4 protein-coding genes are annotated in these 2,702 nt (G+C 46.0%); 3 read left to right on the forward strand and 1 reads right to left on the reverse strand.

The window, feature by feature from the left end; genetic code table 11:
- The 3 genes from RYL88_RS12595 to RYL88_RS12605 all read left to right on the forward strand — a co-directional run.
- Positions 1-509: thiamine pyrophosphate-dependent enzyme (locus tag RYL88_RS12595; protein ID WP_314991768.1), on the forward strand; the 509-nt coding region annotated here is incomplete at its 5' end.
- Complete coding sequence (locus RYL88_RS12600; RefSeq protein WP_314991770.1) at positions 506-1,066, forward strand: 2-oxoacid:acceptor oxidoreductase family protein; 561 nt, start codon at positions 506-508, stop codon at positions 1,064-1,066. The genes RYL88_RS12595 and RYL88_RS12600, both read left to right, overlap by 4 nt.
- An 82-nt stretch (positions 1,067-1,148) precedes the next feature.
- A complete protein-coding gene (locus RYL88_RS12605) occupies positions 1,149-1,640 on the forward strand; it encodes a flavodoxin domain-containing protein (protein ID WP_314991772.1) in 492 nt (163 codons plus the stop codon).
- A 381-nt stretch (positions 1,641-2,021) separates the two neighbouring features.
- Here the strand turns inward: RYL88_RS12605 and RYL88_RS12610 are convergent.
- Positions 2,022-2,702, reverse strand: a 681-nt coding sequence (locus tag RYL88_RS12610) for a hypothetical protein (protein ID WP_314991774.1), incomplete at its 5' end; no start/stop codon positions are given.

Here is a 2,702-nt window from a genome sequence, read left to right on the forward strand (position 1 = left end):
ATATAAATTTAAACCACGTTTTGATAAATAATTTCATCTACGGGCTAACAAACTCCCAAACAAGCCCGACTACGCCGATAGGATTTTGGACGGTGACAGCTCAGCAGGGCAACATCGATCCGAATTTTGACGCGTGCAAGCTCGCAACCGCCGCAGGAGCGACCTTTGTAGCGCGCAGCAGCGTGATAGAGCCTGCAAAGCTGGAAAAGATATTTGCCGAGGGCTTTGAGCACGACGGATACAGCTTTTTTGACGTATTTTCAAACTGCCACATAAACCTGGGCCGCAAAAACAAGATGGGGCAGGCTACGCAGATGCTGGAGTGGATAGACGGTCGCACGGTGAGCAAGGCTAAATTTGACTCGATGAGCGAGGATGAGCGGGAGGGTAAATTTCCGCTCGGAGTGCTACATAAAGACGAGTCGCGCATGGAGTACACCAAGGCCTACGACATGGTGATAAAAGCCGCTAGAGACGGCGAAAAAATCGACTTTGGAGCGCTAAAATGAAAAGGCAGTTAAGATTCGTCGGAGTGGGCGGTCAGGGCGTGATACTGGCCGGCGAGATTTTAGCCGCAGCCAAGATCGAGGAGGGCGGATACGGCGTCAAGGCCTCGACCTACACCTCGCAGGTGCGCGGAGGGCCGACGAAGGTCGATATCATTTTGAGCGAGCGCGAGATATTTTACCCGTACGCAAACGAGGGCGAGATCGAGTTTATGCTCGCTACCGCGCAGATTAGCTTCGAGCAGTTTAAAGACGGCGTAAAAGAGGGCGGCATCATCGTCGTGGAGCCAAATTTAGTACGCGCTAGCGACGAGGATAAAAAACGGTGGAAAATCTATGAAATTCCCATCATCTCCATCGCTAAAGACGAAGTAGGCAACGTCATAACCCAAAGCGTCGTCGCGCTAGCAGTCGCCGTGCAGATGAGCGGGTGCCTGGATGCCCAGCTGGTTAAACGCGTAATGCTCTCAAAAGTGCCTAAAAAAGTCTACGCCGAGAACGAAAAAGCCTACGAGCTGGGATTAAAATACGCGCAAATTTGCCTAGAAAACGACAAATAAAAGCGTGATTTGAAATAAGATAAATTAAGTATCATTTCGTTATACTTCGGGTATTGATTTATTTAAATTTAAGGAGAGTAAAATGAGTATCGGCATATTTTACGCAAGCGCAAAAGGCCATACAAAGACTGCTTGCGAGTATCTCGCAGGCAAGCTCGGCGCGCAGCTAGTCGAAGTAAAGGACGCTACGGCGCAGGATTTTGCTAAATTTGACGTCATCATCGTAGCGGCGCCTAGCTACGGCGACGGCGAGCTTTCGGCTGACTGGACGGAGAAACTGCCGCTTTTAAAGGCAGGCAGTAAAGGCAAAAAAGCCGCCATCGTAGCCGTGGGCAATCAAGCCAATCACCCGCAAACGCTTTTTAGCGGCGCGGTGGACTTTTTGCCGTATCTAAAGGACGCGCAAATTTTCGGCGCCAGCGACGCGGACGGATATAAATTTAACCACTCCGCGTTTTTTATTAACGGCAAATTCGCAGGCCTAGCCCTAGACGTCAAGGGCGATGAAAACTACGCAAAACGCATCGACAAATGGGTCGAGGAAAATAAGCCTATTATCTTAAATTTATTCTGATTTTCTTGCCGCCTTGTCTAAAACGGACAGGGCGGATCTTTCTATACTTAATATAGCAACTGCGATATCGTTTACATCCCTTTTTTAGGTCCGATTTTAATTTGCGTATAAATTTAACCGGTAGTAGCGGCAAAATCCCAAATAAGCCCAAACGGCGAAAACTGGCTATTTTGCAAGAAAACAAAAAACTAAATTTGCTTGATATTTTTAAATTTAGATTTTATGGAAACGAGTAAATTTAGCCTTTAACCTTGTTGCCGTATCTTAAAATCCAGCCAAATTTAGGCGATAAAAGCTCGGTATAGTTTTCGTATTTATAAAAGACCTATAAATTTAAAGAGTAATAAAAACGGGGCCAAAACCTAGCCCCGTTATATGAATTTAGCTTAGCGTCGTATATCCGCCGTTTACGTCGCTGAAGCTAGCCCCGTAAGCCACGCCCGCGATTTTTACGAGAGTATCGCTGTCCTCTTGGTAGCCTTCTACGCCGTCCGTATTTAGCGCTAGGTATGCATCAAATTTATTTCCGCCCACGTTTTGTAAGAAATAAGCGCCTTCGCCCGCTTTCAAATTTGCAAGATCGGTTTGCAAATTTGACGAGTCGGTTCCATCTGCTGCTTTTGAGATTTTAGCGATATTATCAGGTAGTTTTATCTTCTCGCCTTTTGATATCTGCATCATTTTGCCGCCCGCATCTATCGTTATCTTTTTAGCGTCCGGATTTTGAGCGAGCGTTTCTTTGATATCAAATTCCTCTTTGTTTAAAAACGATCCGTTGTTGCCTTTAGCCTTTGAAATGAGGGAAATTTTATCCGAGTTTATATTTTCGTAAATTTTAAACGTCGTTTGCGTATCGCCGACATTAGCTACGGCTTTTTTATCTAGCGCCTTATCGGTTATGGTCGCGGTACCTTTAAAGCCTTTGGTTACGTCGTTTAGCGGGCTTAGATCCCAAGGCGTAGATAAATCCGTAGTAAGCGCGGATTTTGTTGCTAGCAAGGAAGCTTCATTATCGGAGCCGACGTCAAATTTAACCGTTTTATTGGCATACTGGGCGCTTGT

It is taken from the genome of uncultured Campylobacter sp. (assembly GCF_963517995.1).
In the GTDB taxonomy this organism is placed as follows: Bacteria; Campylobacterota; Campylobacteria; order Campylobacterales; family Campylobacteraceae; genus Campylobacter_A.